Raw genomic sequence first — 6091 nt, forward strand, 5'->3', positions numbered from 1 at the left:
TGTGTATAAGAGCCAGGTCATGACTCTCCTGCGGCGGCGGGGGCGGCGGTTGCCGCTGCTGCTCCTGGTGCGGCTCCGGCTCCGGGGGCAGGTCCGGCAGCCGGGACCGGGGCGGAGGCGGTCAGGCGGTCGAGGACGGCGCTCGCCTCCGTGACGATCCGCTCGACGAGTTCGGCGCAGCTGGGCAGGTCGTCGATGAGCCCGGCGACCTGGCCGGAGGCGAGGGTGCCGAGGTCGGTGCGGCCTTCGACCATGCTGGAGCGCAGCATGACCGGGGTGTTGGCGGCCATGAGGACCTGCGTCCAGCCGAGGTCGCGGGCGCGGCGCATGGCGAGCCCTTCGCGGATCATGTCGCCCCAGGGGGTGCCGGTGATCCGCCGGAAGGCGACGGCGTGCCTGAGGGACCGGGCGGCCCGGGAGAGCGGTCCCGCGCCGATGAGGCGGTCCACCAGCTCGGTGCGCAGTACGCGTTGGGGTACACCGTCCAGGACGCTGGTGACGACGGTGTCGGTGACCCCGCGCCTGAGGTACTCGGCCTTGACCGGGTCGGGGACGGTGCTGTCACTGGTGAGCAGGAAGCGGGTGCCCATGGCGATGCCGACGGCCCCCTGCGCGAGGGCGGCCACCAGACCCCGGCCGTCGTGGAAGCCGCCGGCCGCGACGACGGGGATGTCGACGGCGTCGACGACCTGCGGGAGCAGGATGGAGGTGGGCACGGGGCCCGTGTGGCCGCCGCCCTCTCCGCCCTGCACCACGACCGCGTCCGCGCCCCATGCCTGGACCTTCTCGGCGTGGCGGCGGGCGCCGACGGATGGGATGACGACGAGGCCGGAGTCCTTGAGGCGGCGGACCACCGCCTCGGTGGGCGCGAGGGCGAAGGACACGATCCTCACCCCTTCGCACACCAGCAGCTGGGCACGCTCCATGACGTCGGGGGCGTCGCCGCGCAGGTTGACTCCGAAGGGCGCGTCGGTGCGCTCGCGCACGGCTCGGACGGCGGTGCGGGTCTCCTCCAGGCCCAGTGTGGCGCTCGCGAGGATGCCGAGGCCGCCCGCTTCGGCGGTGGCGGCGGTGAGCTCGGGGCCGGAGACCCAGCCCATGCCGGTCTGCACGACGGGGTGACGGATGCCGGTGAGGTCGCAGAGCGCGGTGTGCAGCGCCGGGTGCGGCACCGGCGGGCGGCGGACGGCGGGCGTGGTGGTTGCCCCGGTTGCCGCGGGTGCCTCATGTGCCGCCGGTGCCTCGTGTGCCGCGAGTGCCCCGGATGACTTGGATGCCTTGGGTGCGGTCACGCCGGGACCTCCCTGTCGCGCCGCCCGTTGGGGTCGATGACCTCGCGGATCCAGGTCAGTTCGCCGGGGGTGGGCGTACGTGTCTCGGGGACCTCGCCGTCGGTGTGCAGAGGGAAGCCGGTCTGCGCGGTGACCTCGTCGACGGTGACTCCGGGGTGGACGGAGACCAGGCGCATGGTGTGGCCGGGGCCGCCGAAGTCGAGGACGGCGAGGTTGGTCACGACGCGCCGCAGGTCGTGGAAGCGGCTCGCGGAGGCGCCGGCGCGTGCGGCGTTGTCGTAGCCGACGCCGCAGACCACGTCCACCTTCCCGGTGAAGGTGCGGGGGCTGTGTCTGGGCACCCAGTAGCTGGTGGGGTGGTTGACGGTGTTGCCGGGGGCCCCGCGTACGCCGAGCAGTTGCCGCTTCGGGCGCCGGAAGTCGCCGATCGCGGAGATGTTGGCGTTGCCGAAGCGGTCGATCTGGCTGGGGCCCATCATCACGTGGCGGCGGCCGCTCGCCAGCAGGTCGAAGACGGTGCGGAAGGGCACCCAGCCCTCGGCGGTGGCGGGCGGCGGGGCGTCGACGGCCCAGACGCCGGTGACGAGGGTGGCCTCGCCGTCGGAGAGCAGCAGGTCGGGTGCGAAGGTGGCGCGGGCGAGACGGGCTCCGATGGAGGGGATCAGGCCCATGGGGCTGGCCAGGATCTCCCCGTCGCCGCGCCAGGCGTCCGCGCAGGCCACCGCGCAGATCTCGGCCCTGGTGGACTCGCTCATCGTTGCGCTCCCGTGGTGGTCGCGGTGCGCGCTGCCACGGCGCGCTGGTAGTCCCGCTCGTCGCCGGCGAGGTAGGTGGCGCGGAACTTCTCCCATGCGGCGGGGTCCCCGGCGGCGGTGGCGTACTCGAGCTGGAAGGCCTCGTCGCGGCCGTAGTCGGGATCGCAGGAGGTGAAGTGGGCGCCGCCCGGCGCCTCCACCACTCCGGCCACCATCCAGCGGTGGACACGCAGCCGGGTGATGTCGGGACCGTTGGTCAGCTCCTGGGTCGGGACGATCCGCTCGCAGGAGACATAGGCCCGTCCGGCGGCCTGGCAGTACAGGTCGTCGAAGTAGAGATCCGCTCCGAGGAACTGGGCGTTGCCCGCGGCGTCGGCCCGGTTGAGGTGGACCAGCGCGGCGTCGAGGTGCAGGGGCGGTACGGCGAGGAGTTCCTCACAGTCCCCGTACGGGGAGGCGACGGTGCGCAGTTCGGGGTTCATCCGCAGCACGTCGGAGCCGAGTCCGGCGCGGACGGGCAGGAAGGGCACCCGCTGGGCGGCCGCGTACAGCCCGGCCTGGAGCATGCCCTCGTCCCACTCGGTGGCCTCGACCGTGCCGCTCTCGCGGGCGGCGCGGAAGTGCGGCTCCAGCGGTATGGAGTCCAGTGAGACGAAGCCGTAGACGACGCGGGAGACCTTGCCCGCCGCACAGAGCAGGCCGACGTCGGGACCGCCGTAGCTGACGACGGTGAGGCCGGTCAGACCGGAGCGCAGAATGGCGCGGACCAGGGACATCGGCTTGCGCCGGGAGCCCCAGCCGCCGATGCCGATGGTCATTCCGGAGCGAAGCTCGGCCACGACCTGATCGGCCGTCATACGCTTGTCGGTCACGAGTTGTCCGCCCCTCTTGTTTCCACGTCTCGGACGTTGACAAGCGCTCGGCAGAGCGCCCGGTCCCCTGCACGGTGGAACGGACCCGGGCCTGACGCGGGGCAGACGGGCCGCTCCCGCCGGACGGCACGGGCCGGTCCTGCCCGGTCACCCCGGAGGCCGCGGCGCCCGCGTCTGCGACACGGCGGAGCCGCCCCTTCCGGAGACGCCGGTGACACCCGCGGGGCGGGCCGGCACGCCGGTGCGGGGCATTGGCCGCCCGGTGGAGGGCCGCCGGCCACCGTGCGGAGCGACGGGGGTGCCGAAGGCCCCGTCGGCGGCGGGCACGCCCGGTGTCCATGGGGCGACGGTCCTGCTGCCCAGGTGGCGGCGGCGCCGTGCCCCGGCGGTCGCGCGCGCCGTAACTCCGTCCGCTCCGCCATGTGTTCCGCCCCTGTCCCGGTCCCCGCCTTGTCCCCTTGTTCACGTTCCGACCAAGCGCTAGCTTGGTGCGCAGGTTAGGGGCTCGGCCGATCGTCGTCAACGGCAGTGCGCGGGGACGGTTCCGGGACGTCCGGATCCGTTCGGCTATCGTGAGCGCGCAAGCACGGTGGGAGGACAAAAGGGTGACGGCGGCCACGGGCAAGAGGCGACGGGACATCATCCTGCAGCAGGCCGCGGCGCTGTTCGCCCGCAACGGGGTCGCCTCGACGACGGTGCGCGAGATCGCCGACGAGGTGGGCATCCTCTCCGGCAGCCTGTACCACCACTTCGACTCCAAGGACTCGATGGTCCAGGAGATCGTCATGAGCTATCTCGACGATCTGCGGGACCGTTCCCGGGAGTCGGCCGCGGAGGCCGGGTCGGCGCGCGAGCGCCTGGGCGCGCTGATCAAGGTGTCCCTGGAGGTCGCCGAGGCCCACCCCAACGCCACGCAGATCTACCAGAACGAGACCGTCTTCCTGCGGACCCTGCCCCAGTCCACGCTGATCGGACAGGCCGCCGGGGAGATCCACGAGATCTGGGCCGAGGCCATCAGCAGCGGGGTCTCCGGTGGCGAGTTCCGCGACGACCTCGATGCCCGCCTGTTCCACCGCCTGCTGCGCGACGCCGTGTTCCTCTCGGTGCGCTGGTACCGCCCCACGCCGGAGCGGCCCATCGGCAGACTCGCGGGGGAACTGCTCAGCACCTTCCTCGACGGCTTCGCCACGGTCCGCGCGACCCGTTCCTGAGGGCGCACGCCGCTTGCGCGGGGGCCGTTCCCGTTCCCCTGGTCGCCGTGGTGGCGCGGCGGTGGCCGTTCCCGTTCGCCCGGGTCGCGGTGGCCGCCCCCTCACGTCACAGGCCGGGCGCGCCCCACACCGGGAACCAGCGGCTCAGGTCCTGCTCGACGCGCAGGTCGTCCTGGACCGTCGCCCTGACCTGGAGCTCCAGCGGGTTGTCGCGCTTCTGGCCGGGCAGCGGGGCGAAGGGATAGAAGGTGCCGCGCTTGTAGAGGTAGACCAGCGCCAGGGGACGCAGTTCCGCGTCCTGGAACGTGACCAGCGAGCAGAGGAGCTGCGGGCCGAAACCGCTGTCCTGAAGGGCGGTGTTGACCGCGTGGAGGTCGTTGACGAGAGCGGGCAGGTCGTCGGGGTCGCGGCGGGAGAGCAGCCACGAGTAGCCGTAGCCGTCGCGGCTGAGCTCGACCGGCGTACCGCCCCGTCCGGTGTCCGCGTCCAGGAGCGCCCGCATCTCGCGCCGGACCTCGGCGAAGGCACCGCCCTCGATGCTGGCGAAGCACACCGAGCCCAGGCCGGTGGGACGGAAGCCGATGGCGGCCTGAAGGGTGATCGCCGCCGAGGGCAGACCGAAGAGCTGGTCCAGGTCGGGCCTGACGGGTTTGGACCTGCCGAACAGCGCGTCCAGGAAACCCATGGGGCTTCAGCTCCTTCTCAAGTCCTCCGGGGCACGGAGACCTTCGGTGTCACGGCGTCCGCCCGCCCGTCTCCCCCAGCTCGGCGGAGATCTCCGCGAGCGCCTCCAGCCGGCGTTCGAGGCTCGGGTGCGTGGAGAACAGCGTGGCCAGCGTGGTCCCGGAGCCGAGGGCCGGGGTGAAGAAGAAGGCGTTGAACGCCTGGGCGGTGCGCAGATCCCGGGTGGGGATACGGGCGATGTCGCCGCTGACCTTCGTCAGCGCGGAGGCCAGGGCGGACGGCCTGCCCGTGAGCATGGCGGCAGCGCGGTCGGCCGCCAGTTCCCGGTACCGGGACAGTGCCCGGATCAGCAGGAAGCTGATGGCGTAGACGAGGGCGGACACCCCCATGACGAGCGCGAGCGCGGCGGCCGTGTTCTGGTCGCGCTGCCGCCCCCCGAACAGCTGGGAGTAGAAGGCGAACCGGACGACGAGCCCGGCGATCACGCCGAGGAACGAGGCGATGGTGATCACGGCGACGTCGCGGTGCGCGACGTGGGAGAGCTCGTGGGCGAGTACGCCCTCGAGTTCCTCCGTCTCCAGGCGGCGCAGCAGCCCGGTGGTGACGCAGACGACGGCGTGGTCCGCGTTGCGGCCGGTGGCGAACGCGTTGGGCAGGTCCATCTCCGAGATGGCGACCCGGGGCTTGGGCATGTCCGCGGTGGCGCACAGCCTGTCGACGACCCCGTGCAGCCGTGGCTCCTCCTCCGGTGTGACGAAGCGGCCGCGCATGGCGTAGAGGGCGATCCGGTCGGAGTACCAGAACTGCGCCACCAGCAGCGCGCCGGCGATGAGGACCACCACCATGACGGACTTGAGCAGCACGATCAGCGCGGCGATGAACGCCACGTACACCAGACCGAGCAGGAACATCGTGACCACCATGCGGGCGGTCAGCTGCCGGTCGGGCTCGAAACGGCTTCGCACCGTCATCACCCCGGGATGAGACCTTCGTCGGACAGGAGTTCCCGTACCTGTGCCAGGCTGGTGTCCTCGTCGGGGAGCACCAGGTCGGACGGCACGATGGCGTCGTCCGGCAACGGGGTGCCGAGGCTGCGCACCGCGTCGAGCAGTGCCGCCAGGGCGGAGGCGAACGCCGCCGTGTCGTCGGCGTCGGCGGCCGACTGGAGGGCGGAGTCCAGTTCGTTGAGGCGGTCGAGGTGGCTCTCGGTGACCTCGTACTGTCCCTCACCGAGTATCCGAAGGATCATGACGTCGCCTCCTGGTCGGGCGGGGTCT

7 protein-coding genes are annotated in these 6091 nt (G+C 72.4%); 1 reads left to right on the forward strand and 6 read right to left on the reverse strand.

Features of this window, described 5'->3' with window-relative positions; all coding sequences use genetic code 11:
• Window positions 1-17: 17 nt before the first annotated feature.
• The 3 genes from GUY61_RS33095 to GUY61_RS33105 all read right to left on the reverse strand — a co-directional run bounded on the left by GUY61_RS33095 (window position 18) and on the right by GUY61_RS33105 (window position 2919).
• Window positions 18-1157 (reverse strand): nitronate monooxygenase family protein, encoded by a 1140-nt coding sequence (locus tag GUY61_RS33095; protein ID WP_208106767.1) that lies wholly within the window; start codon window positions 1155-1157, stop codon window positions 18-20.
• A gap of 131 nt (window positions 1158-1288) precedes the next feature.
• The gene (locus GUY61_RS33100) at window positions 1289-2047 is read right to left on the reverse strand and encodes a CoA-transferase subunit beta (RefSeq protein WP_166634018.1); all 759 of its coding nucleotides are present in this window, start codon (window positions 2045-2047) and stop codon (window positions 1289-1291) included.
• Window positions 2044-2919 (reverse strand): CoA transferase subunit A, encoded by an 876-nt coding sequence (locus GUY61_RS33105; protein WP_166634019.1) that lies wholly within the window; start codon window positions 2917-2919, stop codon window positions 2044-2046. The genes GUY61_RS33100 and GUY61_RS33105 overlap by 4 nt, the downstream gene beginning before the upstream one ends.
• Window positions 2920-3524: 605 nt before the next feature.
• On the opposite strand from GUY61_RS33105, the gene GUY61_RS33110 reads away from it, so the two are divergent.
• Complete coding sequence (locus GUY61_RS33110) at window positions 3525-4130, forward strand: TetR/AcrR family transcriptional regulator (RefSeq protein ID WP_166634020.1); 606 nt, start codon at window positions 3525-3527, stop codon at window positions 4128-4130.
• Between the two features lie 106 nt (window positions 4131-4236).
• On the opposite strand, the gene GUY61_RS33115 is transcribed toward GUY61_RS33110, so the two are convergent.
• The 3 genes from GUY61_RS33115 to GUY61_RS33125 are packed head-to-tail and all read right to left on the reverse strand — an operon-like array spanning window position 4237 to window position 6063.
• Complete coding sequence (locus tag GUY61_RS33115) at window positions 4237-4815, reverse strand: PspA-associated protein PspAB (protein ID WP_166634021.1); 579 nt, start codon at window positions 4813-4815, stop codon at window positions 4237-4239.
• Between the two features lie 49 nt (window positions 4816-4864).
• The gene (gene htpX / locus GUY61_RS33120; RefSeq protein ID WP_166634024.1) at window positions 4865-5779 is read right to left on the reverse strand and encodes a zinc metalloprotease HtpX; all 915 of its coding nucleotides are present in this window, start codon (window positions 5777-5779) and stop codon (window positions 4865-4867) included.
• Between the two features lie 5 nt (window positions 5780-5784).
• Entirely contained in the window at window positions 5785-6063 is a 279-nt protein-coding gene (locus GUY61_RS33125; protein WP_166634022.1) for a PspA-associated protein PspAA, read from the reverse strand.
• Window positions 6064-6091 lie beyond the last annotated feature (28 nt).

The organism is Streptomyces sp. GC420 (assembly GCF_009916105.1).
In the GTDB taxonomy this organism is placed as follows: Bacteria; Actinomycetota; Actinomycetes; order Streptomycetales; family Streptomycetaceae; genus Streptomyces.

Excerpts from the sequence above, each read along its gene's own strand:
- GUY61_RS33125 (WP_166634022.1), bottom strand. The coding sequence starts at position 6,063 with ATGATCCTTCGGATACTCGGTGAGGGACAGTACGAGGTCACCGAGAGC.
- GUY61_RS33100 (WP_166634018.1), bottom strand. The coding sequence starts at position 2,047 with ATGAGCGAGTCCACCAGGGCCGAGATCTGCGCGGTGGCCTGCGCGGAC.
- GUY61_RS33115 (WP_166634021.1), bottom strand. The coding sequence starts at position 4,815 with ATGGGTTTCCTGGACGCGCTGTTCGGCAGGTCCAAACCCGTCAGGCCC.